Here is a 22260-nt window from a genome sequence, read left to right as displayed (position 1 = left end):
AGGAAGGAACGAGCTGGATGACAGCAGCGTTATTAGATGGAGAACGTTTAGATGACCTTCAAAATGGTTACAAAATCATACAGGACCCCGGAAGATTCTGTTTCGGTATTGATGCGGTACTGCTTTCCTGGTTTGCAAAGGTGAGGCAGGGGGAAAAGGCGCTGGATCTGGGCTGCGGCAATGGGATTATACCCATATTGCTAAAGGCCCACACCCAGGGAGCCCATTATACCGGACTGGAGATTCAGGAGGAGAGCGCCCGACTGGCGCGGCGAAGCGTGGCGTACAACCATTTGGAGGACACAATTTCTATTGTTACCGGAGATATCAAAGAGGCCGCGACCATATTTGGGGCGGCCTCTTTTGATGTAGTGACCAGTAATCCCCCGTATATGATCCACTCCCATGGACTGCAGAATGCTAATACGGCCAAGACCATTGCCAGACATGAAATGCTCTGTACCCTGGAGGATGTGGTTGGACAGGCAGCTAAAATGCTGAAAAGCAAAGGCAGATTCTATATGGTACACCGCCCGTTCCGGCTGGCTGAGATAATGGGTACAATGATGAAATACCACCTTGAGCCCAAGCGGATGCAGCTGGTGCATCCATATCTGGACAAGGAACCCAATCTGGTGCTGATAGAAGGGGTGTTGAGGGGGAATTCCAGGATAAAGGTGGAGCCGCCTCTGATTATTTATGAAAAGCCGGGGGTGTATACCAGGCAAACGATGGAAATTTATGAAAGTGGGACGTGTTCTTTTTAAAAAGAACACGTCCCAGAATGGGGAAGGGGTGTCCCAAAATGGAACTGCCCTGTCCCTTTTAAGGAGAGTATTTATGAAAGGCAAGCTATACCTATGTGCCACACCAATAGGGAATCTGGAGGATATTACGCTTCGGGTCCTGCGTACTTTAAAGGAAGTGGATTTGATAGCGGCGGAGGATACCAGAAACAGTGTAAAACTGTTGAATCATTTTGAGATTCAGACCCCAATGACAAGCTATCATGAATATAATAAGATTGACAAGGGCCGCTACCTGATTAGCCAGATGGAGCAGGGGATTAATGTGGCCTTGATTACTGACGCGGGAACACCGGGGATATCCGATCCGGGCGAGGAGCTGGTGGCTATGTGCTATGAGGCGGGAATAGAGGTTACTTCTCTGCCCGGGGCCTGTGCCTGTATTACGGCGCTTACCCTTTCTGGCCTTGGCACCAGAAGATTTGCTTTTGAGGCTTTTCTTCCCGGGGATAAAAAGGAGAAGCAGGCTGTGCTGGAGGAGCTGAAGACGGAGACAAGGACGTGTATTCTGTATGAGGCACCCCACAGACTGGTGCGTACCCTGGAGGAGCTTTTAGAGGCGGTGGGGGACCGGAAGGTTACTATCTGCCGGGAATTGACGAAAAAGCACGAAACAGCATACTCTGCGACTCTGCAAGGAGCTGTGGAGTATTACCATACAACGGAGCCCAGGGGCGAATGTGTTATTGTTCTGGAGGGCAGAAGCCGCCGGGAGATGGAGCAGGAGTCCCAGGAGGAATGGAGCCGTATGCCTCTGAAAGAGCATATGGAACTGTATGAAACCCGGGGGCATACACGTAAGGAGGCGATGAAGCTGGTGGCCAAGGATCGGGGAGTGAGCAAGAGAGAGATTTATCAGGAACTGTTAAATTGTGAGTAGCCAAAGGCAAGGAGGAAACACATGGGACAGATCAGTAATGTAGTGATAATATTTAATCCGGAGAAATTGACGGATCTGAGAAGGGCGCTTAAGGAAGTAGGGCTTTCAGGAATGACGGTAACCAGAGTGGACGGAAATGGCCTTCAGGGAGGTACTGTTCGGTATTACAGCGATGACAAAGTGGAAGTGGATCTTCTGCCAAAAATTAAGGTAGAGGTGATTGTCCCCGGGGATAAGGTAGACGAGGTCATAGATGTGACAAAAAAGGTGCTGAAGACCAGTGAGACCGGCGCGGGAAAGATTTTTGTATATGATGTAAGCCGTGTCATACGTATCAGTACAGATGATGAGGGGCTGGACGCCCTGAATTCATAAATAACGAATAATTCATTACCTGTCCTCATATAGTATAAAAAACATGAGGAGAAGGCCTATGTTAAATATTTTATGGGGAGCCATGATACTTATTGGGATTACCTACGGCATGATGACCGGGAGAATGGCCGAAGTAACGGACGCCGCTCTTTCCTCTGCAAAGGAAGCGGTTACTCTGTGTATCACCATGGCCGGAATTATGGCGCTGTGGGTGGGAATCATGGAAATTGCAAAAAAATCAGGACTCATTGACGGGATGACCCGGAAAATGCGTCCTGTTTTACGTTTCCTATTTCCAAGAATTCCTGAGGGGCACAAGTGCATGGAGTATATCTCCGCCAACATGATAGCTAACTTTCTGGGACTGGGCTGGGCAGCTACACCTGCAGGTCTCAAGGCCATGGATGAGCTCGCCAAACTGGAGGAGGAACGCAGAGAATCCCCCCGGCCGGAAAAGCGGGTGAGGGCAGCAGCCAGGGGAACTGCCAGCAATGAGATGTGCACCTTCTTAATTATCAACATCTCATCCCTGCAGCTGATTCCGGTCAATATCATAGCCTACCGCAGCCAGTACGGAAGTGTAAATCCTACAGGAATCGTAGGCCCGGCCATTGTGGCTACCCTGATCAGCACTGCAGTAGGGGTATTGTTCTGCAAGGTAAAGGACAGATGGTCAGGCGCCGGAGGGTAATCCCGGGACTTTAAAGATAACTGTTGAGCACTCTGGCCAGCTGCTCCAGCTGTACCGGCTTGCTGACATGTTCATTCATACCGGCATTTCGGGCCAGAATAATGTCGTCAATAAAGGCATTGGCAGTCAGGGCTATGATAGGTATCTGCCCGGCATCCGGCCGTGACAGGCTGCGTATGGCTTTGGAGGACTCATAACCATTCATCACAGGCATTTGGATGTCCATAAAAATAATATCGTAATATTGTGAGGGAGAATTCAGAAACATAGTAAAAGCTTGTTCACCGTTACAGGCCGTTTCCACCGCAGCTCCCGATAATTCCAGAAGCTCTTTGGCAATCTCCATATTCAGTTCATTATCTTCTGCCAGCAATATGCGGTGCCCATCCAGATGCAGTTCACTGATATCCGGGGGCTCTTCCGGACCGTTCTCGCAGGAGGAAGTGTTCTTGCGCTTACTTGGCAATAAAAGATCAAAGGTAATGGTAAAACAGCTCCCCTTTGAGGGACAGCTTTCCACCTCTATAGAGCCGCTCATCATCTCCAGGAGACTTTTGGTAATTGCCATTCCCAGTCCGGTACCGGGGTTCTTGCTGGTTCTGGAGTCTGACTCCCGGGCAAAAGGCTCAAACAGATGGGGGAGAAAATCCTCAGACATGCCGATTCCGGTGTCTCTGACAGAAATGCAGAACCCTGCAAACTGCGTGGAGGCGGTAGGCCGTTCCGTGAGACAGACGGTTACAGACCCGCCTTCCGGTGTATATTTATTGGCATTTGTCAGGATATTCAGTAAAATCTGCTGAAGCCGGAGACGGTCACCCAGGACTTCCGGGTGAGCAATGTCCTTGTATATTACGCTCAGATGCTGCATTTTTTCATCTATGGCAGGCCGGACCACAGAGAGTACGGAATCTACAAGACCGGGAAGGTGCAGGGGTTCTGCTGAAAGTTCAAAATGTCCGCTCTCAATCCGGCTCATATCCAGGACTTCGTTGACCAGAGAGAGAAGCAGCTCACTGGATACAGCTATTTTGTCAAGGCATTCTCTCACATAGGTACTGTCGTCTGCTCTCAGATTTGCCAGAGTAGTCATGCCGACTATGGCATTGATGGGGGTGCGGATATCATGGGACATTTTGGACAGGAAATCATTCTTGGCATTATTGGCCTTTTGTGCTATCTCATAGGCGTCCGTCAGGGCTTTTCGGCTGTCAGCCTCCCGGAGTTTTTGCTCGTGGGTATCCTGAAGTGCCAGGATCGCCCAGGTCGGAGCAGGCACTCCTTTTCCAAAATAGACCGTACAGGAGATGAAGCGGTACTCTTCTTTGAACCTGGCCCTGTACTCTCCAGTGAAGCGGTCCAGTCCATCATGGATCAGCTTCTGAAAGTGTAAGAGGGAAAAATCTTTTTCTGCAGCATCCCTGTCGTCCGGATGGATAAACGGCAGTACCCACTGTAAAAATTCGGAATAATGAATATTTTCCGCCCGCAGATGCTGCGTACATTCTGTGGACTGGATGGTCTGAATCTTCCAGGTGTTTAAATCCATACGGTAGGTAGCAAAGAACAAGTCGTAAAGGGAGCCGATAATTTCCTGATTCAGTTCCTCCAGCTGTTCCTTTTCTTTTCTCAGCATAACGGTATCCGTAATATTCTGGTGATATCCCTGGAGGCAGACACCATTTTTGAAGGTGTGGTCCGGGACACCTCCGCATCGGACAAATATCTCACCCAGAAGTGGATGCTTCCAGCAATACTGAACCTCAGCCCTTCCCTTAAGCAGGATTTCGTTTACTCCCTGCTCCACAATGGCTCTGTAGTCCTCTGAGATATTATCATACCATGCGCAGTAGCATTCTTCCGGAGAGGGTTCCTCTTCCAGGCCTAAAAGCTCCAGCATCGTGGGATCCGCATACATGCGGGGCGGCAGATCATTTTCCAGCTCTATAATCCAAAGGCCTGTCATAGCCTCATGGAGCACGCTTTGTATCATACTAACATCCTGAAATTTTCTAATCATAAACCAAGTTCCTTTCCCTTAGGTGCAGTGCTTAATCTGCTGCTCTTATAACTTTAGCACATAATAGGTAGAAAACGCAACAAGGACAGGGATTTGCATCCCTGTCCCTGCAGACATGTACCGGCTTTTACTCAGAAATTGCCTCCAGCAGAGGAATCAGCCCGGACATATTCATAATCACTGCGTCAGCTCCTGCCTCAAGATAGCGGGCCTTCACCTTCTGTATCAAAGGTGCCCGGTGTGAGAGGGGAAGTGTTTGGTATTCCTCCTGGGTGAGCCCTATTTCAGAGCTTCCCTCAATGATCCCTATGGTGTATACACCTGCATTTTTACCTTCTCTGATATCAGAGACAGTATCCCCCACCTTTACCACACGATCGGCAGCGTGTACCCGGAACTGCTCCATGTTGCGGTAAATCATATACGGGTAGGGTCGTCCCATATTATTCACAGAGTTTGGGCTGAACCAGGCGTCCGGCGCGTACCCGAGTTGGGCAGCTTTCTTTGTCACAATGGACATCATTTCATCGGTATAACCTGTGGTTGAACCAATAGAAATTCCCATCTCCCTGAGCTTTGCAACTGTTTCTAAGACATAGGGTTTTGGGGAAGAAAAATCTGAGAGAATACTCATAAGCTTTTCCTCAAAAAGTCCGTACATTTCATCGATGTCCGATTCCCCAGAAGCCGTCCCATTTTTTTGAAGCCACAGCTCCTGGATTCTGGGCATGGCAAGCATGGTTTTTATATGGTCCCGCTTCAGCATTCCCATAGGTTTTCTCACTTCTTCCATAGTGGGGTCAATCCCGAAATGCTTAAATACCTCTACAAATGCCTGAACCGGTGCAAAACACCCATAGTCTACGGTGGTTCCCGCCCAGTCAAAAATTACCAATTCACACGTCTTCATAAGCCTTTCTCCTTCAAAAATGATTCCAGAATATCACATAGACGGTTAATGTCTTCTTTATAGATCTCGCCAATATTCCCGATACGGAAGGTTTCCGCTTCTGTTACTTTCCCGGGATAGATGGCGTAACCACGATCTTTTATGTACTGATACATTTCCTGGAAGGAGAAGCTGTGATTCTCCGGATAAAAGAAGGTGGTAATGATAGGGCCCTGATGGCCGTTCCCGATATAGGGCTCGATCCCAAGCTGCTTCATTCTCTGAATCAGCAGATGATTATTCTCTTCATACCGTCTGCTGCGGGCTGGTATTCCCCCCTCCTGTTCCAGCTCCTTCAGCGCCTGAGAGAATGCCAGAACCACATGGGTGGGAGATGTGAACCTCCACTTGCCGTCCTTTTCCATAGTCTCCCACTGGTCATAGAGATCCAGAGAAAGACTTCTTGCCTTACCTTTGCTTTCTATTAACTTTTCCCGGTTACAGATAATAAAAGAAAATCCCGGAACACCCTGAATACATTTGTTTGCGCTGCTTACCAGAAAATCAATACCCAGATCTCCTACCGGAATGTCCACGCCTCCGAAGCTGCTCATGGCGTCCACGATAAAAGTTTTCCCCGCACCCTTTACTACCTTTGCTACAGAGGCAATATCATTGAGAATTCCAGAAGTGGTTTCGCTGTGCACCATGGCCACGTGGGTAATATCCGGGTTCTGTTCCAGCAGCACCCCGATCTCCTCCGGATCCGGAACTTTATCGTAGGATTGGCTGTATAGAAGGAAGGGGATCCCGGCATGGGCTGCAATATCAGCCATACGTTCCCCGTATGCCCCGTTTGCCGCGATTAAAAGGCGGTCATGGTCACCGGTCACGCTGGTGAGCACGGATTCAACGCCGAAGGTGCCGCTGCCCTGCATGAGCACTACAGTGTAGTCCTCCCCGGATACATGGGCCAGGGAGAGGAGCTGTCTGCGGATACTTTGGGTAATTTGTTTGTAGTCATCATCCCAGGTGCAGTGGTCAAACAGCATCTCCTTTTTCACAGTTTCTGTTGTGGTCAGAGGACCGGGTGTGAGTAATTTGTAGTTTTTCATTTTGTCTTCTCCTGTAACATATATTTTTCCAGCTCCGGTTTCCCGGAGGAGTTATCCTTTATTCTGGTTTGCAGCTGTCAGAAAGCTCCTGATGGTGCTTAAGCAGCTCTACGGTTAATGGTTCACTGAAAACCTTGGGATTGCCGGATTTGTCTGCAGTACCATCGGTTTCTCCCTCGTAGAGAGGGATGGGGTAGGCAGTCAGCAGCTCTTCCCTTGCATTTTTAATGATGCACTCTGCCATATCCATGGCAGTCTCTTTGCTGTCTGCTCCTTTGTCTAAAACCGCAGCTGACTCGGTCAGAGAGAAGTTCCCCTCTGCCGGATCTATATAATCCACAGGCAGTCCGGACTCCTTGTCGGCTGCCGCCTGATGGCGCAGTCCGAAACCGATGGCGGTTTCTCCGGCTCTGACTTTTTTCAGGGGTGCGGAACCGGAGTCTTCGATGTGATCCCCTGCGTTCTTATAGATCCCCTTCAGTATATCTTTGGCTCCGTCTTCTCCGTACTCAGATACCAGGGCCTGAATCAGAAGCCATGCTGTGGAGGAAGAATTGATATCTGTGACAGAAACCATATCTTTATATTCCGGATTGGCCAGGTCCTTTATAGAGGCCGGGGCAGGCAGATTATTGTCTTTCATCATTTCCGTATTGATAATGACAGCACCCTCCTGTGCAGTAATGGGAGCGCAGTAAGAAGGATACGTGTCTAACGTTTGAACATCAAAATCCAGGTCTTTGAACATCTTATTCTGCTCCTGGGCACTTTCTAAATAGAAGGTGCTCATAGTAACCAGGTCAGCCTCAATATTGGAGCCCTCAGCCAGAAGCTTGCCTCCCAGCTCAGAAGTCCCGAAGGACTGCAGTATGTACTGATCCTTAAATCCGTTGTTATCCAACGCATGCTTCATGGCAGTGATCGCTTCATCATCAGCATTGGAGTAGATTACAATCTTATCTTTATCTGAACTGCCACCGCATCCGCCTAGTATTGTGCTGATTCCCAGAGATGCCGCTAAACCTAACAATAGTAATTTTTTTGTGTTTTTCATAATGTATTCTCCTCCTTTTACTTCTCAGTGTCAATAAATCATTTTCATAATTATTAAAAATCACTGTGCTATTTTCACTGTTCTGGATTTTGACCCAGCAGTTTTTTCTTTCCGGTTGGCCAGATACTGAAACAGAGACTTTGCGGCCAGGTTGGTAAAGAGGATCAGTAGAGACAGCACAAAGATTTCATTATATTTATTGTAGTACTGTAATTCTTTAATCTTTGTTGTAATCACCATAGTCCTGGCCCCTGCGATAAAGATGACTGCACTGATGGTTACCATTGCATTTACGAAGTAGTAACTGAATACCTCCAGGATGGTGGACACCGCGTTGGGAGTGACTACCCGGAGAATCGTTTTTACCCAGTTGTCCCCCATAAGCATAGCCGTTGTTTCCCAGGAAGCATTCATCTTGGCGAGAGAATTTTTCATCATCAGATAGGGGGTAGAGAAAAAGTGAATAACGTTGCATACAATGATAATGAAAAATGTGTTCTGAACAGCAGTTCCGGAGAAGCTAAACAGAAAGGCCAGACCGATTACCATGCCGGGGATGGTGTTGGTGATAAGGGCAATCCCCTCAATAATATTCTTAAGCTTCTTATTTACGGTGCTTCTGGCAGTGACCAGAGCGGCGCCGTAGGCAGCCAGAGTACCGAAAACGGCCGTGACAATAGCGGTAAACAGGGAGTTTTTACATACACCGAACAGGGCGTCGTCTGCAAATACAGCGGTCACGTGCTCTAAGGTAAAACGTATTTCATAAGGCCATTCTGAGACAAAGGGAACCACAAAGATAACAGCAAAGACTGACAGGACTCCGGTTATAATCAGAGTGCTGAGGATGCCGCACACCCAATCCCTGGCCTTATTTTTATGTAGTTCTATGACCGAAATCTTACTGTATCGAACATTATACCGTTCCAGATACTGCAGTACTAAAATGCTGGCCACAGAGGGAATCAGCATCACCATGGCGACAACTGCCCCGTTATTAAAGTCAGGCACGCTCCCCAGCATTTCGTTGTACAGTACGCCGGCAATGACCTGAAACTTTCCTCCCACGGAAGCGGGAATCCCGAAGTCGGTGAAGCACAGAAAAAAGGACTGGATAAAGGAAGCTGCCAGCGTTCCCAAAAGAGGGCGGATTATGGTCATCATAAAGGCAGAAAGCCCGTTATCCCCCATAATACGGGAAACGATCATGTATTTTTTATCGATATACCCCATGGTGTTGTTTATCAGCAGAAAGGAGATGGGCAGTGTGTAGATCACATACCCCAGCAGCAGCCCGTTAAAACCATAGATATCAAAGAGCTGCCGTCCAAACAAACGGGTGAGAAGTCCCTGCTTTCCAAAGGAATAAATTATGGAAAATCCGTAGGTTATGGTTGGAAGAAGCATGGGAAGCAGCGCAGCTCCCCGTATCAGGGATTTCGCCCGTCCTGATACGTTGGTGTAATGAATGGTGTAGGCCAAAAGGAAGGCAATGGCTGTGGTAGTCAGGGCGCTGACAGAAGCCACAAGAAAGCTGTTTCCCAAAGCTTTCCCGAATCCTCTGGATGCAAATACAGAGAGGTAGCTTTCCAGTGAAAATCCGCTGTCCCCCAAGAAGGATTTTAACAGCAGGCGCACCATGGGGAGTGCCAGAAAGACAGCAAACATAAGGGCGAGGAAAGCAAAAATAACTTTTATTTCTTTGTTTTTATGTTTCATTTTTCTTCTCCGCCCTTAAAAAGCCATTCCGTTTGCCGCAACGGTTTCTTCAAATAAGGAATAGATGTTATTTCGTTTGATTTCCAGCTGGTTTAGGATGAAGGTTTTTACAAAATTATTCTTAGGTTTATGTATGATTTCACAGGGTTTATCGTACTGGGAAATCATACCTTCATTTACAATCAGCACCCGATCGGAAAGGGTTAAGGCTTCCTCCGGGTCATGGGTGACAATAATCGTGGTCAGATGGTACTCCTTGGCAATGGTTTTTATACGCTCCTTAATTGACTCCTTAATGACGCCGTCCAGGGCACTCAGAGGTTCATCCAGAAGCAGAATCTTGGGCTTCATCACCATGGTGCGGGCCAGGGCAACCCTCTGCTTCTGTCCCCCGGAGAGCTGATCGATCCGTTTGCGCAGATGTTCCTCCAGGCCCAGGAGTTCAACCAGTTCGTCCACTTCCTCTCGGGTGGAAATTTCCGGTTTGTTTCTTAGCCCGTAAGTGATGTTCTGATATACATTCAAATTGGGAAAAAGAGCATAGTCCTGAAATACAATATTGAAGCCTCTCTTTTCCATGGGTTCACGGGTAATATCCTTTCCATCAAACAGGATGGACCCGCTGTCGGCATCTGTAATTCCCAGTATGAGATTCAGCAGAGTAGTCTTTCCGCAGCCAGAGGGACCGAGGATGGATACAATTTCTCCGTCCCGGATATCCAGGGAAATGTCTTTTAAGACAGGTGTTTTGTCATATGATTTTTTCACATGTTGTAATTGCAGCATGATCTCTACTTCCTTTCTTTGCATAAGCTATGTACTTGTTCTGGCGGGCATTTATGGATGCCCGTTAGAGATTCTGTGAATTTCGTTTCCGTCTGGAACATGGTCATTATAGCAATGGGGATGGAGAATAACAATGAAATGCAGTTCAAAATTAGGTTAAGAGAATGTAAAAGAAGAAAGCGGCAGGGGGGCGGATATTCGGTAGTATTTCTACAGAATACCCGCCCCCCTGTTCAGGACTTATATGCCTTATCACTGATAATCCGGCTGCTTTTATCCAGCTTGCCGGCAAAACGGTTATAATCGCTTACTATAATTCCCAGATAGAGCATATCCACCAGGGCTAACTGGGTGGTTCTGGAAAATATGGCGTCCCCATACAGAAGCTGTTCATTAGATGTGCAGAGCAGGAGATCTGCGTATTTTTCAATTACAGAATTCCTGAAGTTTGTCATAATTATTGTCCTGGCTCCGCTTTTTCTTGCAGTGCGCATCACATCTACCGTATCCCGGGAGCTGCCGGAATAGGAGATTCCTATGGCAACATCCTCTTTGCCCATGTTGCTGGCAGCAATTCTCTGAAGATAATAGTCATCAAAGGAATGGCAGGGAAGCCCCAGATATAAGAGCTTGGTACAGAGGTCCTTAGCGGTTGCCAGGGAGTTCTCCACGCCGAAGATGGAGATGCTGCGGGCGCTGACCAGGGCATCCACCGCATGCCTTAGGGTATCCCCGGAGATAAACTTCAGGGTATCCTCCAGACTCTGAATGGTGGTGGCGATTATTCTTCCAGGAACATCCTGTACTGAATCGGAGGCAGTAACCCGGTATCCGTACATAGCCCGGACATCCGGAGTCTGCCCTTCTTTTTCCTCTTTTCTGGCCCGGTCTTTTATGAGCTCGTACTGGAATTCCTTATAGCCTGAAAACCCAAGGGCCTTTACAAAACGTATTACCGTAGGCTGGCTCACTCCTGCATTGCGGGCAGCATCGGCCAGGGAAAGCCCCAAAATATCCTCCTCCTGGTCCAGAACATATTGCCCGGCTTTCTGCTCCGAGGGCCTTAAAGAAGAGAAACTGCTTTCTATTATAAATCGAACTGTATTTTTTCTATTCATATGCGGTCTCTGCAGCGGATGTAGTATTGCTACAGAATCTCCTTTCCTTTCTATAAGCTGAAATGTTACATATCTAATTCTTATTATAAAGGAGCGGCAAAAAACAGGATGTAAAATGTTTGTAAAGTCTTCCTTAGGATGCATAGAAAACAGCGGAAGCCCGAGACAGGGTTCCGCTGTTTTCAAACCAGTAAAAATATATGAAGGGGAGATTATATGATACCCGTCATACTTAAGATAACCTGTGCGACCACTGCGGATCCCACAAAGGTACCGATCATAACAAGTGCTGCCACCAGGATGCCTCTCCAGCCGATTTTCTTGAATTCTGCCCAGCTCTTCCCCATGGAAACGCCGGCAAAGGCAAGGACAGGAGTGGCAAGAGGAAGCATTTCCACTTTTCCGGTATAGGCAACAACCATTTCGCTTAAAGGGCTGACAGGCATGGCAACCAACAGGCCCACAATACTGATATACACCACAGAAGGAATGTTAAAGGGGATAAGCTCAGAGAGCGTATAGCCCACAAAGGCAATTGCAAGGAGAATCAGGATCCCGGGAAGGCTCTCCATGAGGCCGAAATCGCTGTAGATCCAGTTCCCGATATAAGCAATGGCTGTGATCAGTAGCATGATAAGACAGTATTCTAAAAATGTATCTAAGGTGAGACCTTTTTTTGCTTTTTCCATCGTTTGTTCCTCCTTTGTCTAGTTGGTTTTCACTTTCCTGTTTTTGCCCAGCACCGGTTCTAGTTTTCTGTACAGGAAATTACACAGAGGCAGTCCTATGAACATGGTCATATAGATACCGTCGGCTGTGGAGAGAAGGTTGCTGGTTGCGGCGTAAGCTGTAATTTCTGTTGCCATATCAGGAAACATGGAGACAAGGGGAGCTGAGGCGGCTGCCATCATACTTCCGCTTCCCACACCGGTTGCCATGGCAATGGCAAAGGGGTGCAGAGGGGTAAAGGAGGCCAGAACGCTGGACATAACCCCCATAAAGATCGTACCGATCAAAGTACCTACAATATAGATAATCATAACCCCGCGGCCTTCGGCTGAGTCCAGTCCATATTTGGATGCGATAAATCCCACGTTAGGCTCTCTGGCGATAGAGTGTGTCATACCAACTGCCTCGCGCTTGAATCCCAGGAGCAGTGCGAAGGGAAGCGCAACGAGAATGGTTCCCAGGTTTCCCAGCTCCTGGAGAATCAGGGCGGGGCCGGCTTTGATCACGGCCTCAATGGCAGCGCCGCTCTGGACGCCGACTTTGGCTATAAATACAGAGATACCGATTACGATAAATTTATCAGCCATGGAGGTCTGCTCTTTATTTACCCACTTTACAGGCTTTGCCAGGTACAGGATTAGCCCCAGAGCCATAGCGTACAGAAGGGGCAGGAACATAATGCTGCCGGATCCGATAGGAATTTTAAGCAGGCCTATTTTTTCAGATATCATAACGATCACCAGTACGGTGATAAGAAGCTTCCAGCTGGAAAAGATTTCTTTGAACTTATTCATATATATCCTCCTTTGTGCAGAAATTAGAATTTTTCCATGGCTTTTACAGCAGCCATGGCATAGGTGCCGGCTCCGATTACGATAGCCCGCTCATCGGCCTTGAAGTGGGGGCTGTGCCATGGATAGATACAGTCCTCCTCCTCATTTCTTACACCCAGCCAATAGAGAAAACCGGGGGCATATTTCATATATTCGGAGAAATCTTCTCCCCCTGTAACGGGAATAGGATCAAATACTTCTGCGCCGATGGATTCTACGGCATCTTTTGCAATATCAAATAACTGTTCGTGGTTATCAGTGACCGCCAGTTCATATATGTATTCCAGCTCGCCTTTGGCTCCGTAAGCTGCGGATACCTGTTCCACAATATCCCGGATTCTCTGCTCCACATAGTGCTGAACATCCTGGCTGTAGTTTCTTACGGTGCCGTACATTCTGACTTCCTCAGGTGTAACGTTATTCACTGTACCCTCACCGGCCTTTACGTTGCAGATGGATACCACACAGGAGTCAATGGGACTGACATTACGGCTGACGATAGTCTGGAGGGACTGGATAATGGCGGCTGCCACAACAATGGGGTCAATATTTTTCTGAGGCATTCCTCCATGGCCGCCCTTGCCCGTAATCTTAATATTGATTCTGTCTACAGAGGCCATAAGGGGTCCTTTTTTTACAGCAACACATCCGTAGGGGACATGAGGTTCATTGTGCATGCCGAAGACAGCGTCGACGTGGGGGTTCTCCATACATCCCAGGGCAACCAACTTTTTCGCTCCCAGGTTTACTTCTTCCGCAGGCTGGAAGAAAAACTTTACCGAGCCTTTTAAGTTCTCTCTCACAGATGCCAGCAGGCGGGCCGCTCCTAAAAGAGAGGCGGTATGAGTGTCATGGCCGCAGGCGTGCATCTTGCCGGGGCGCTCTGAGGGATAACTGCTTGAGGACTCCTCCTGGATGGGAAGACCGTCGATATCTGCGCGAAGTGCAATGCAGGGGCCGGGTTCTTTGCCCTCCAGCAGTCCCACGACACCGGTTTCAAGTCCTATGTCCAGTATCTTAATATCCAGTTCCCGGAGTATGGCGCGGATGTACTCGGTAGTGTCATACTCCTGGAAACTGAGCTCAGGGTTCTTGTGCAGATGACGGAAGGTTTCGATAAATTGCGGGCTCATTTCTTCCATCAGTTCTTTGATTCTGATACTGATATCGTTCATAGCTGCTCCTTTCGGTAATAAATATTTGAGGGATTTTCCTGTGTTTTCTGCTTATTATAAAGAAAATAATCTAAAGTATAATTGATATATGAGAGAATTTGGATAGATTACTAAATAAACAGAAAATATATATATTTATTTTCATATAGTACAATAAAAAAGGTAATAGCCAATCTTGACTTTTTTTTTACCGATTTAACACTTTTTGAGAAAAATTTTATAAAAACAACATATTTATTAAAAAAGTATAAAAAAGTTCACCAGCAAGTGAAAAATAAATCATTAAAATTGGAATCCTTTATCTCCCAGAATTACAATTTAAGAACTAACGTAATTCGGTGGCAACTCACACATACTATAATTGAACCTCGGTGTTCTTATTTTACAAATGAAAGGAGCAATACGATATGGAATGTACCTGCCACGGAACCCAAAGCAGTGATTTTCAGCAGGAGTGTACCTGTATCCTGGCCATGGCATCTGTGCCGGTCCAGAGCTGGGGAAAGATCTATGATCCTTCAACAGCTCTGAAAAAAGGCACAATTTTTGCCGATCTGGACCTGCCATTTTATATTACTGGAGGTGAAAGCCATGCCTGACAGAACAGCGCTTTTAAATGAATTGAATGATATCAGCTTTGTAATGAATGATGTCACCCTCTATCTGGATACACATCCCCTGGATGAGCAGGCTCTGGAACTCTTTGAACAGAGCAAAAATAGAAGAAAGCAGCTTATGCAGGAATATGAACAGCAGTTTGAACCGTTAACCGTTGACTGTGTCTGTGTGAACTCTCACGGAGCCTCTCAGGATTTCTGCAATTACTCCGGCCAGCGGCATTTTACCTGGGTTGACGGTCCAACACCTTGGGAAGGAGGGCATATTTAATGTGGAATTATGAAAAAAGGCTTCAGTATCCTGTCAAAATATCAAAAACCTGTCCGAAGACAGCCCAGCTGATCATCAGCCAGTTCGGCGGACCGGACGGGGAATTGGCGGCTTCTATGAGATATCTTTCCCAGAGATATACCATGCCATGCAGAGAGGTTGCGGGCCTGCTCACAGACATAGGAACAGAGGAGCTTGCCCATATGGAGATTGTGAGTGCTATTATCTATCAGCTGACGAAAGATATGAGTATAGAAGATGCCAAAACAGCGGGCTTTGACGCTTATTATATTGATCATACCTCCGGACTTTGGCCCCAGGCGGCAGGGGGAATTCCTTTTAATGCCTGTGAATTCCAGTCTAAGGGAGATGCTATTACAGACTTGTTTGAAGACCTGGCAGCTGAGCAAAAGGCGAGAACCACTTACGATAATATTTTAAGAGTAGTTCAGAATCCTGAGGTGCGGGATCCCATTAAGTTCCTGAGAGCCAGAGAAGTAGTACACTTCCAGAGATTCGGTGAGGCTCTCGAGAAGACGAAGAGAAAGCTAGATGAGAGAAACTATTATTTCTTTAACCCTGAATTCGATAAACAGCTGCTGCGGCAGTAAATAGTAAAAAGAGAATCCGGCAGATACAGTGGGAATGTGCCGGGTTCTCTTTTTATACCATTTACGTAAAGGTAGACAGTAAGTTTAAAAGTGATGTTTGCTGTTCCTTATTCAATCTGTTCCAATGTCTCAGCAATTCTTTCTGCATAGGGGAGAGTATTACTGATTCACAGCCATCCCAAAAGAACTGAGAGAGGGTAATGCCAAAGGCGTTGCATATTTTCTCCAGGGACGATACGGAGGGAAGTATATCCTTTCGATACCAGGAAGATATGGTGGACTGCGGGAGACCAGACTTCACAGATAGCTGATACTCTGTCCAGTGCCGCTCTTCCCGTAATTGGGAAATTTTTCCTAATATATCCAAATAATCACCGTCCTTGCTAAGTTATATCGTAAATTATACTTGTAAATATCGTTGTAAAATAATAATAATTATCGTATAATTATTACGAGTATATTTATTACCAGTATTTTAAAATACATGCAGATCAAGGGGAGGCTGGTCTGCGCAGACAGGATTATAGAAAATGGGAGTTGAAAGAAAAAGAAGCAGAATCATTATTGCTACGAACAACCGAAATAGAATGGAAAACCTGCGTGCCATATGCCAGGTCTCTTTTGAAGTTCTGGAAACAAATTGCGGTCAGGCTGCCCTGGACCTTCTGGATACTTATGGACTTGGGATATCTGCTCTTCTGCTGGACTTTTCAGAAGACGCTGCAGGGGGATGGGACGCTATGGAAAAAATCAGACAGTCTGGGTTTACTGAGCTGGTTCCTGTGGTTGGGATTATGAAGGATATAGAGCTGGATAAGCTGGATCGGGCGCTCTCTCTTGGGGTTTCTGATATTCTTCAGGAGCCTTTTTATCCCCGCCTGGTAAAAAGGAGACTTGAGAATCTGACCCACATGAATGCTCAAAAAACAGAAACGGAAAAACTAAAAATCCAGGCTTCCACGGACCCTCTTACAAGGCTGCTGAACCGCCGCGCACTGGAAGAGAAAACACGTCAGATACTGAAGAGGGAATCGGAATTAACGGCTGTGTGTCTGATGGATATCGATAATTTTAAAAATATCAATGATGTCTTTGGCCACAGCGTTGGTGACAAAGTTCTGGCAGCAGTATCTTTGTGCCTAAAGCGGAATATCCGCAAAGAGGATATCATTGGCCGGGTAGGAGGGGATGAATTTGTGATTCTTCTCAGACATATCCTTTCACCTGAAGATGCCAGAGAAAGAATGAAGGATATCTGTTCTTTATTTGCAGATGTCCAGGGACAGCACAAAGTAAGCAGCAGCGTGGGAATTGCAGTATTTCCCAGGGACGGGACAGAATACAGGGTTCTCTTTGACAAGGCGGACAAGGCATTGTACCAGGCCAAGAATATGGGAAAAAACCGCTGTATTCTGTATGAGGAGAGCTTTCATCAATGTCCGTTCCGGTCTTCGGTATCAAAGGTGGATGGATCAGACGGATGTTAGATGGAAACAGGCCTGTAAGTATCATTTGGGTGATACTTACAGGCCTGTTTTGGTGTATTACATGGACAAAGCCATCATAATATAGTAAAATTTTTCTCAAATATGTTAGGAGGAGGCACAGTACATTGGACACTAAAATATATGACTCTATTCCTGAATTCCTGGAAGGTATCCCCGCTCATGGGAGTATTCACCTGGAATGCAACCAGGAGATGGGAGAGGATATATTTCAATATATAAGAGCGCACTGGGAGGCGGCCGATACGGCATTTCTTACCTTTCAGGACAAAGGATACGAACGACAGACGGTCATGGAATATATCAGATTTTTCCACAGCTTATTCGGAGAGACGAGATCGGTGGAGGACATACTGGAGGATTTTGACCTGAGGGACATCCGTAAGGCGAAGATCAGGTCTCTCAGACCGGGGGAATATACAAAGATTCAGCTTGCCCGGGTGAGTATGCAAAATGCAAAGCTGTATTTTCTTGCGGAGCCGCTGACAAACTTGAATGAGGGAGCCATGGGAAAGATCCTCCGCTGGATTGAAGAGCGATGGGAGGCAGGCGCGCAGTTTGTTACTGTCAATTCCTCCCTGAGGTATGCGCTTATGATGCCCGGTACTGCCTTTTACGTTGAGGATGGTAAATTCTGCGAGGTGGAGCAGGACGGAGAGGAATCGGAGGCCCCGGAGGAAGAACTGGAGATACTGAAGATTCCCGCGAAATCAGGAAACAGTACGTTGCTCTTTGAACCCAGAGATATTGATTATGTGGAGAGTATGAATAAATGCAGTTATCTGTCTGTCAGAGGGACTCTGTATCAGACACAGCTGCCCATGTATGAACTGGAGGAGGCTTTGAAGAAAGCAGGATTTTTCAGATGCCACAGATCCTATCTTGTGAATATTCAGAAGGCAGAGCGGTTTGAAAAGTGGACGAAGAATAGCTATGTTCTTATTCTGAACAATAAGGAGCGCAGTCAGATTCCACTATCCAAGGGGCGGATAGAGGAGATGAAAACGACATTTCACTGGTGATTTTTGTCTCCGTTCGTCCCTGCTGTGGCTCCGTTCGTCAGATTTTCGTTTCTTTTGGTCCGGCAAAGGCGCTGAATAAGCGGATGGTATTGCATTTCCCGGGTGCTGTGGCATAATGGACACAAAACAGAACAAGGAGGACAGCAAGATGAAGGAAATGATATATCTGGAGGATGTGTGTCTTGATTTTGGAAGCAGCTTTTCCCTGGACCATCTCAGCTTTCAGGTGATGTCTGGTGAAGTGTTTGGGTTTTTAGGCCCAAGCGGAGCCGGGAAGACCACTACCATGAAGCTGCTGACAAAACAGCTGCTGAAAAAGTCCGGGGAGATTCGGATCCTTGGAAAAGAGATCGATAAAGTGGAGAGAGAGGATTATGAGCGCATCGGTATCTTGTCTGATACCAGCGGTTTATATGAAAGAATGACCATAGAGGAGAACCTGAACTTTTTTGCGGCGCTTCGCAACGTACCAAAGAACAGTGTGAGGGATACCCTGGAGAATGTGCGGCTCTATGATCAGAGGAAGACTCTGTTGAAAAAGTGTTCCAAGGGTATGAAGCAGAGGGCGGTTCTGGCAGCTTCTCTTCTGCACAAGCCGGAGCTTTTGTTTTTAGACGAGCCTACCAGCGGTCTGGATCCCGCCACGATCCAGGAGATACATAAGATGCTAAGGCACCTCAACCAGCAGGGGACTACTATCTTTTTAACTACACATAATATGGAAGAGGCAGATAAACTGTGCAGCAGAATCGGGATTCTGAATCAGGGAAAGCTGATTGCGGGAGGGAGTCCCCGGGAACTGAAGCTGGAATATGCCAGGGACGAGATAGAGGTGCTGACCACGGATCGGGAGACACTAAAATATCCCAAAAACCGGGAAGGTGGGGAGCGGATCCGTGAATTGCTGGAGCAGGGACGCTGTCTTACCGTACATTCCCAGGAGCCGAATTTGGAGGAAATATTTTTACTGCTGACAGGGAGGGAATTTTAATGAGTATATCTATGAGAAAGCTTAGAGCGTTGTATAAAAAGGATCTGATGGATTTTGTAAAAAATCCGGCCATTTCTGCCAGTGTGCTTCTGCCCGTAGCATTTGTATTGCTGTATAAGTATGTGGTGGGCCCCAACCTGGCTATAGAAGAGGTCTCGGTATTCCTTCTGAATCTGGGGCTGCTTATGAACTGCAGTATGTCAGGCGTGTTGATTGTATCTACCTCTGTGGCTGAGGAGAAGGAAAAGTTTACCTTGAGAACACTGATTCTGTCTAATGTAAGCGCTATGGAATTCTTTTTATCCAAAATCCTGGTGGCTGTGTGCGTCACGTTTCTGGGGAATGTGGTTATCTTTTTGATCTCAGGGGAGCCAACGGGGCATATGCCCGTGTACATTCTTGCCTCTCTGCTTGGGTCCTGCTGTGTGATTATGATTAGTGCTCTTATCGGCCTGCTCAGCAGGGATCAGATGAGCTGCAGCGTTCTACAGATCCCTGTTATGCTTCTTTTTCTGGTTCCCCCGGCTATGGCATCGGGTGCGGTTTTGACATTTCTGGCAAGGATCACACCTCTCGGGGCAATGCTTCAGGTGTATTATAATTTGGTACAGGGAAGGTTTGGGGGCAGTACAGTACTGGCTTTTGCAGTTATCCTGGTCTGGTTGGTAGCCGCAGTTATATTATTTGGATATTTTTATAAAAAGAAGAATATAGATAATTAAAGGTATAACGGATACCGGCCGTAAGGGCAGTCCCAGATAGCGTTCGTGGGACTGCCCTTTATAAGTGCACGGGCAAAGCTCCTCGTCCGGGTGTTCTTTTCAGAAAGGGACATATGTTAAAGTATATATGTCCTTTTGGGAAATGGAATTTATGTGTTGTGCAATATATACTAAATATAATTGAAAAAGCGGCATAGAGTATCTATTATAACGAACCAGGAGGTAATTGCGTATGAAAATACAAGCAGCAGTTGTACATGAAGCCGGCCAGCCTTTCCAGATAGAAGAAGTGGAACTGTCCGGACCAAAAGCGGGTGAATTGTTGGTAAAAATAGTGGCCAGTGGGGTCTGTCATACAGATGAGGTGGCCCAGCACCAGGGAATTCCCGTTCCCCTTCCGGCTGTTCTGGGGCATGAGGGCTGCGGTATTGTGGAGGATGTGGGGGAAGGTGTCACTGAGTTTAGGAAGGGTGACAGGGTAAGCTTTTCCTTTGGCTTCTGCGGACACTGTGAAAATTGCCTTTCCGCTCACCAGCATGCCTGTGAAAACTTTAATGCCATCAACTTTGGGGGTGTTATGGCCGACGGGACCAGACGCCTGTCTCAGAACGGTGTGGAGCTTTCTTCATTTTTCGGCCAGTCATCCTTTGCCACTTATGCAGTCGTACATCAGAACAGTACCATAAAGGTTACGGACGATACCATTGATCTGGCGCTGCTGGGACCCCTGGGATGCGGAATACAGACAGGGGCAGGAGCGGTTTTAAACCGGCTGAAACCGGCGTTCGGATCCAGCATAGCGGTATTTGGCTGCGGCACAGTGGGCATGAGCGCTATTATGGCTGCTAAAATAGCGGGATGTGACAAGATCATTGCCGTGGGGGGCAATAAAAAAAGTCTGGAATTGGCATTGGAGCTGGGGGCTACTCATACAGTGAACCGGAAAGAATGCGATGATATTGTGGCAGAGGTTAAGAGGATTACCAACGGAGGCACACACTACAGCATAGATACTACAGGGGTGGGAGACTTTGTAAGAAAGGCCCTGGCAAGTGTGCGGTTCATGGGGACCTGCGTGGTTCTGGGGGCAACGGGGGATCTGACCATTAACGTGCAGCAGGAGTTAATGGGGGATGCCAAATCCCTTATTGGAATTGTAGAGGGGGATTCTATTCCAAAGCTCTTTATTCCTCAGCTCATAGAGTATTACAAAAAAGGCCGGTTCCCCTTTGACCGCCTGATAAAATTTTATGATTTTAAGGATATCAATAAAGCATTTGCCGACTCCCATAATGGGGATGTAATCAAGGCGGTTCTGAAGATGTAGAGAGGGGGAAGTGTATGTTAACAAAAAGAGAAAATTTGCTTGAAACTATTCGGGGAGGAAAACCAGATCGTTTTGTAAACCAGTATGAGGCCTTCGATATAATAAGAGAGGATCCCTTCACCCTGAAATTTCCGGATCCCAATCCGGGAGAGCTTGATGTGAAAACAGGATGGGGTGTTACCAAAACCTGGCCCAAGGACTTGCCGGGAGCATTCCCCATTCACGATGAGGCACATATTGTGTGTAAAGACATTGCTGCGTGGAAAGACTATGTAAAAGCGCCTCCCGCTGTCTACCCCGAAGAAGAGTGGGAGGCGGCAATCAGGCACGCAGAATCCGTAGACCGAAAGGAAAAATTCGCTATGGCCTTCATCGCACCGGGAGTATTTGAACAGTGCCATTATCTCTTAGAGATCCAGAACTGCATGATGGCTTTCTATGAGGAGCCGGAGGCAATGCACGAGCTGATAGACTATATAACAGACTGGGAGATTCAGTATGCGGAGCAAATCTGCAAATACATGAAACCGGACGGTCTCTTCCATCACGACGACTGGGGCAGCCAGATTTCCACCTTCATATCTCCGGAAATGTTCGAGGAATTCTATCTTCCTGCCTACAAGAAAATATACAGCTGCTATCGGGAGAACGGTGTAGAACTTATTGTCCATCACTCAGATTCTTATGCTGCCACACTGGTGCCATATATGATAGACATGGGAATTGATATTTGGCAGGGTGTTATGACGTCAAATAATATTCCGGAGCTGATCCAGAAATATGGTCCGGAGATCTCCTTTATGGGAGGGATTGACAGCGCAAGCATCGATCATCCCGGATGGACAAAAGAGGAAGTCAGACGGGAAGTACAAAGAGCCTGCAGGGAATGCGGAAAATTATACTTCATTCCGGGCGCCTCCCAGGGGCTGCCGCTTAGTACCTTCGAAGGGGTGTACGAGGCAACATCCGAAGAAATAGACGCTGTGAGCAAAGAAATGTTTTAG

General features: G+C 47.1%; 24 protein-coding genes. 13 read left to right on the top strand and 11 right to left on the bottom strand.

Features of this window, described 5'->3' with window-relative positions; all coding sequences use genetic code 11:
- The first annotated feature begins 17 nt into the window (after window positions 1–17).
- The 4 genes from ACGHCT_RS21660 to ACGHCT_RS21645 all read left to right on the top strand — a co-directional run bounded on the left by ACGHCT_RS21660 (window position 18) and on the right by ACGHCT_RS21645 (window position 2752).
- Entirely contained in the window at window positions 18–767 is a 750-nt protein-coding gene (locus ACGHCT_RS21660; protein WP_154256911.1) for a tRNA1(Val) (adenine(37)-N6)-methyltransferase, read from the top strand.
- Between the two features lie 73 nt (window positions 768–840).
- Window positions 841–1686 (top strand): 16S rRNA (cytidine(1402)-2'-O)-methyltransferase, encoded by an 846-nt coding sequence (gene rsmI, locus ACGHCT_RS21655; protein ID WP_154256910.1) that lies wholly within the window; start codon window positions 841–843, stop codon window positions 1684–1686.
- A 21-nt stretch (window positions 1687–1707) separates the two neighbouring features.
- The gene (locus ACGHCT_RS21650; RefSeq protein ID WP_154256909.1) at window positions 1708–2061 is read left to right on the top strand and encodes a P-II family nitrogen regulator; all 354 of its coding nucleotides are present in this window, start codon (window positions 1708–1710) and stop codon (window positions 2059–2061) included.
- A 58-nt stretch (window positions 2062–2119) separates the two neighbouring features.
- Window positions 2120–2752, top strand: a complete 633-nt coding sequence (locus ACGHCT_RS21645) for a nucleoside recognition domain-containing protein (protein ID WP_154256908.1) — start codon at window positions 2120–2122, stop codon at window positions 2750–2752.
- Window positions 2753–2762: 10 nt separating this feature from the next.
- Here the strand turns inward: ACGHCT_RS21645 and ACGHCT_RS21640 are convergent, their stop codons facing one another.
- The 10 genes from ACGHCT_RS21640 to ACGHCT_RS21595 form a co-directional block, all read right to left on the bottom strand.
- Window positions 2763–4772: a hybrid sensor histidine kinase/response regulator gene (locus ACGHCT_RS21640; RefSeq protein WP_390437477.1), complete on the bottom strand. Its 2010-nt coding sequence runs from the start codon at window positions 4770–4772 to the stop codon at window positions 2763–2765.
- A gap of 127 nt (window positions 4773–4899) precedes the next feature.
- The gene (gene phnX, locus ACGHCT_RS21635; protein WP_226903196.1) at window positions 4900–5682 is read right to left on the bottom strand and encodes a phosphonoacetaldehyde hydrolase; all 783 of its coding nucleotides are present in this window, start codon (window positions 5680–5682) and stop codon (window positions 4900–4902) included.
- Window positions 5679–6776: a 2-aminoethylphosphonate--pyruvate transaminase gene (gene phnW / locus ACGHCT_RS21630; RefSeq protein ID WP_154256905.1), complete on the bottom strand. Its 1098-nt coding sequence runs from the start codon at window positions 6774–6776 to the stop codon at window positions 5679–5681. The genes phnX and phnW overlap by 4 nt, the downstream gene beginning before the upstream one ends.
- A 58-nt stretch (window positions 6777–6834) precedes the next feature.
- Window positions 6835–7830: an extracellular solute-binding protein gene (locus tag ACGHCT_RS21625; RefSeq protein WP_390437475.1), complete on the bottom strand. Its 996-nt coding sequence runs from the start codon at window positions 7828–7830 to the stop codon at window positions 6835–6837.
- A 60-nt stretch (window positions 7831–7890) separates the two neighbouring features.
- Window positions 7891–9549, bottom strand: a complete 1659-nt coding sequence (locus tag ACGHCT_RS21620; protein WP_226903200.1) for an ABC transporter permease subunit — start codon at window positions 9547–9549, stop codon at window positions 7891–7893.
- Window positions 9550–9564: 15 nt separating this feature from the next.
- The gene (locus tag ACGHCT_RS21615; RefSeq protein ID WP_154256902.1) at window positions 9565–10335 is read right to left on the bottom strand and encodes an ABC transporter ATP-binding protein; all 771 of its coding nucleotides are present in this window, start codon (window positions 10333–10335) and stop codon (window positions 9565–9567) included.
- Window positions 10336–10568: 233 nt separating this feature from the next.
- Complete coding sequence (locus ACGHCT_RS21610; RefSeq protein ID WP_226903201.1) at window positions 10569–11453, bottom strand: MurR/RpiR family transcriptional regulator; 885 nt, start codon at window positions 11451–11453, stop codon at window positions 10569–10571.
- A gap of 212 nt (window positions 11454–11665) precedes the next feature.
- The gene (locus ACGHCT_RS21605) at window positions 11666–12142 is read right to left on the bottom strand and encodes a hypothetical protein (RefSeq protein ID WP_154256900.1); all 477 of its coding nucleotides are present in this window, start codon (window positions 12140–12142) and stop codon (window positions 11666–11668) included.
- An 18-nt stretch (window positions 12143–12160) separates the two neighbouring features.
- Complete coding sequence (locus tag ACGHCT_RS21600) at window positions 12161–12976, bottom strand: DUF3100 domain-containing protein (protein WP_154256899.1); 816 nt, start codon at window positions 12974–12976, stop codon at window positions 12161–12163.
- 23 nt (window positions 12977–12999) lie between these two features.
- On the bottom strand, window positions 13000–14190 hold the full coding sequence (locus ACGHCT_RS21595; RefSeq protein WP_154256898.1) for a M20 family metallopeptidase: 1191 nt from the start codon (window positions 14188–14190) through the stop codon (window positions 13000–13002).
- Between the two features lie 407 nt (window positions 14191–14597).
- On the opposite strand from ACGHCT_RS21595, the gene ACGHCT_RS21590 reads away from it, so the two are divergent.
- From ACGHCT_RS21590 to ACGHCT_RS21580, 3 genes are read left to right on the top strand one after another with little or no spacing between them, the layout of a single operon-like run.
- Complete coding sequence (locus ACGHCT_RS21590; RefSeq protein WP_072854642.1) at window positions 14598–14789, top strand: spore coat associated protein CotJA; 192 nt, start codon at window positions 14598–14600, stop codon at window positions 14787–14789.
- The gene (locus ACGHCT_RS21585) at window positions 14782–15078 is read left to right on the top strand and encodes a spore coat protein CotJB (protein WP_256281203.1); all 297 of its coding nucleotides are present in this window, start codon (window positions 14782–14784) and stop codon (window positions 15076–15078) included. Before ACGHCT_RS21590 ends, ACGHCT_RS21585 begins: the two co-directional genes overlap by 8 nt.
- Complete coding sequence (locus ACGHCT_RS21580) at window positions 15078–15689, top strand: manganese catalase family protein (RefSeq protein WP_154256896.1); 612 nt, start codon at window positions 15078–15080, stop codon at window positions 15687–15689. The genes ACGHCT_RS21585 and ACGHCT_RS21580 overlap by 1 nt, the downstream gene beginning before the upstream one ends.
- A gap of 61 nt (window positions 15690–15750) precedes the next feature.
- Here ACGHCT_RS21580 and ACGHCT_RS21575 read toward each other — a convergent pair whose 3' ends face one another.
- Window positions 15751–16056, bottom strand: coding sequence for a helix-turn-helix domain-containing protein (locus tag ACGHCT_RS21575; RefSeq protein ID WP_154256895.1), 306 nt, complete (start codon window positions 16054–16056; stop codon window positions 15751–15753).
- Between the two features lie 163 nt (window positions 16057–16219).
- Between ACGHCT_RS21575 and ACGHCT_RS21570 the strand changes: the two genes are divergently transcribed.
- The 6 genes from ACGHCT_RS21570 (at window position 16220) to ACGHCT_RS21545 (ending at window position 22260) form a co-directional block, all read left to right on the top strand.
- On the top strand, window positions 16220–17176 hold the full coding sequence (locus ACGHCT_RS21570; protein WP_226903205.1) for a diguanylate cyclase response regulator: 957 nt from the start codon (window positions 16220–16222) through the stop codon (window positions 17174–17176).
- 125 nt (window positions 17177–17301) lie between these two features.
- The gene (locus ACGHCT_RS21565) at window positions 17302–18216 is read left to right on the top strand and encodes a LytTR family transcriptional regulator DNA-binding domain-containing protein (RefSeq protein ID WP_154256893.1); all 915 of its coding nucleotides are present in this window, start codon (window positions 17302–17304) and stop codon (window positions 18214–18216) included.
- Between the two features lie 148 nt (window positions 18217–18364).
- Window positions 18365–19207 carry an ABC transporter ATP-binding protein gene (locus ACGHCT_RS21560; RefSeq protein WP_154256892.1) on the top strand — a complete coding sequence of 281 codons (843 nt, stop codon included), beginning with the start codon at window positions 18365–18367 and terminating at the stop codon, window positions 19205–19207.
- Window positions 19207–19929: an ABC transporter permease gene (locus ACGHCT_RS21555; RefSeq protein ID WP_226903208.1), complete on the top strand. Its 723-nt coding sequence runs from the start codon at window positions 19207–19209 to the stop codon at window positions 19927–19929. The genes ACGHCT_RS21560 and ACGHCT_RS21555 overlap by 1 nt, the downstream gene beginning before the upstream one ends.
- A gap of 232 nt (window positions 19930–20161) precedes the next feature.
- The gene (locus tag ACGHCT_RS21550; RefSeq protein ID WP_154256890.1) at window positions 20162–21256 is read left to right on the top strand and encodes an NAD(P)-dependent alcohol dehydrogenase; all 1095 of its coding nucleotides are present in this window, start codon (window positions 20162–20164) and stop codon (window positions 21254–21256) included.
- A gap of 14 nt (window positions 21257–21270) precedes the next feature.
- On the top strand, window positions 21271–22260 hold the full coding sequence (locus tag ACGHCT_RS21545; RefSeq protein WP_154256889.1) for a uroporphyrinogen decarboxylase family protein: 990 nt from the start codon (window positions 21271–21273) through the stop codon (window positions 22258–22260).

The sequence above is a fragment of the Lactonifactor longoviformis genome (assembly GCF_042848515.1).
Lineage (GTDB): Bacteria > Bacillota > Clostridia > Lachnospirales > Lachnospiraceae > Lactonifactor > Lactonifactor longoviformis.
Note: the sequence above shows the minus strand (reverse complement) of the source record. Positions and strands in the feature narration are given on the sequence as shown.

Excerpts from the sequence above, each read along its gene's own strand:
- rsmI (WP_154256910.1), top strand. The coding sequence starts at position 841 with ATGAAAGGCAAGCTATACCTATGTGCCACACCAATAGGGAATCTGGAG.
- ACGHCT_RS21555 (WP_226903208.1), top strand. The coding sequence starts at position 19,207 with ATGAGTATATCTATGAGAAAGCTTAGAGCGTTGTATAAAAAGGATCTG.
- ACGHCT_RS21615 (WP_154256902.1), bottom strand. The coding sequence starts at position 10,335 with ATGCTGCAATTACAACATGTGAAAAAATCATATGACAAAACACCTGTC.
- ACGHCT_RS21620 (WP_226903200.1), bottom strand. The coding sequence starts at position 9,549 with ATGAAACATAAAAACAAAGAAATAAAAGTTATTTTTGCTTTCCTCGCC.
- ACGHCT_RS21640 (WP_390437477.1), bottom strand. The coding sequence starts at position 4,772 with ATGATTAGAAAATTTCAGGATGTTAGTATGATACAAAGCGTGCTCCAT.
- ACGHCT_RS21550 (WP_154256890.1), top strand. The coding sequence starts at position 20,162 with ATGAAAATACAAGCAGCAGTTGTACATGAAGCCGGCCAGCCTTTCCAG.
- ACGHCT_RS21605 (WP_154256900.1), bottom strand. The coding sequence starts at position 12,142 with ATGGAAAAAGCAAAAAAAGGTCTCACCTTAGATACATTTTTAGAATAC.
- ACGHCT_RS21560 (WP_154256892.1), top strand. The coding sequence starts at position 18,365 with ATGAAGGAAATGATATATCTGGAGGATGTGTGTCTTGATTTTGGAAGC.
- ACGHCT_RS21650 (WP_154256909.1), top strand. The coding sequence starts at position 1,708 with ATGGGACAGATCAGTAATGTAGTGATAATATTTAATCCGGAGAAATTG.
- ACGHCT_RS21660 (WP_154256911.1), top strand. The coding sequence starts at position 18 with ATGACAGCAGCGTTATTAGATGGAGAACGTTTAGATGACCTTCAAAAT.
- ACGHCT_RS21625 (WP_390437475.1), bottom strand. The coding sequence starts at position 7,830 with ATGAAAAACACAAAAAAATTACTATTGTTAGGTTTAGCGGCATCTCTG.
- phnX (WP_226903196.1), bottom strand. The coding sequence starts at position 5,682 with ATGAAGACGTGTGAATTGGTAATTTTTGACTGGGCGGGAACCACCGTA.
- ACGHCT_RS21545 (WP_154256889.1), top strand. The coding sequence starts at position 21,271 with ATGTTAACAAAAAGAGAAAATTTGCTTGAAACTATTCGGGGAGGAAAA.
- phnW (WP_154256905.1), bottom strand. The coding sequence starts at position 6,776 with ATGAAAAACTACAAATTACTCACACCCGGTCCTCTGACCACAACAGAA.
- ACGHCT_RS21595 (WP_154256898.1), bottom strand. The coding sequence starts at position 14,190 with ATGAACGATATCAGTATCAGAATCAAAGAACTGATGGAAGAAATGAGC.
- ACGHCT_RS21585 (WP_256281203.1), top strand. The coding sequence starts at position 14,782 with ATGCCTGACAGAACAGCGCTTTTAAATGAATTGAATGATATCAGCTTT.
- ACGHCT_RS21610 (WP_226903201.1), bottom strand. The coding sequence starts at position 11,453 with ATGAATAGAAAAAATACAGTTCGATTTATAATAGAAAGCAGTTTCTCT.
- ACGHCT_RS21590 (WP_072854642.1), top strand. The coding sequence starts at position 14,598 with ATGGAATGTACCTGCCACGGAACCCAAAGCAGTGATTTTCAGCAGGAG.
- ACGHCT_RS21645 (WP_154256908.1), top strand. The coding sequence starts at position 2,120 with ATGTTAAATATTTTATGGGGAGCCATGATACTTATTGGGATTACCTAC.
- ACGHCT_RS21570 (WP_226903205.1), top strand. The coding sequence starts at position 16,220 with ATGGGAGTTGAAAGAAAAAGAAGCAGAATCATTATTGCTACGAACAAC.
- ACGHCT_RS21580 (WP_154256896.1), top strand. The coding sequence starts at position 15,078 with ATGTGGAATTATGAAAAAAGGCTTCAGTATCCTGTCAAAATATCAAAA.
- ACGHCT_RS21600 (WP_154256899.1), bottom strand. The coding sequence starts at position 12,976 with ATGAATAAGTTCAAAGAAATCTTTTCCAGCTGGAAGCTTCTTATCACC.